This window comes from Myxococcus llanfairpwllgwyngyllgogerychwyrndrobwllllantysiliogogogochensis (assembly GCF_006636215.1).
Taxonomy (GTDB): Bacteria; Myxococcota; Myxococcia; order Myxococcales; family Myxococcaceae; genus Myxococcus; species Myxococcus llanfairpwllgwyngyllgogerychwyrndrobwllllantysiliogogogochensis.
In genome coordinates this window covers 1-498 of sequence record NZ_VIFM01000693.1, presented here as the reverse complement: position 1 = coordinate 498, position 498 = coordinate 1, and the positions used below count along the sequence as shown (strand labels likewise).

Sequence of the window (498 nt, the reverse complement as noted above, 5' to 3'; positions counted from 1 at the left end):
GGTCACCAACGGAAACAAAAAGGCCGCCCGGCTCCCGGAAAGGAGCGGAGCGGCCAGCGGCGACCCGAGGACAAGCCCCAGGGGGGCCGATCAGTCGGCCTGCTTGCGGAGGAACGCGGGGATTTCGAGATCGTCCATGCCGCCCGAGGACAGCGCGTCCACGCGGGCCGCGGCCTGCGTGCGGTTGGTGCGCCAGACGCTGGGCACCGCCATGTTGCCGTAGTCGGTCTGCGAAGCCGCGCCGCCGCCCACGAGGCCGCTGGCCACGCCCACGGTCGCGCCCGAGATCGGCACCTGGTAGGCGAGGTTGTCGGTGCCGGTGCGCAGGCCGCCCTGCACCACCGAGATCGGCTGGCGACGCGCGTTGGCGCGCGACAGGCCGGTGGCCACCACGGTCACGCGGATGTCGTCGCCCAGGCTGTCGTCGTAGGCCGCGCCGTAGATGACGTGCGCATCGGGCGACGCGTAGGCGTTGATGGTGCTCATCGCCAGGCGCGA

The 498-nt window shown here is 72.3% G+C and carries 1 pseudogene; it reads right to left on the bottom strand.

The features are described from left to right. Positions 1-90: 90 nt before the first annotated feature. Positions 91-498 (bottom strand): annotated as a pseudogene (locus FJV41_RS57265) (hypothetical protein); the annotation flags it as partial.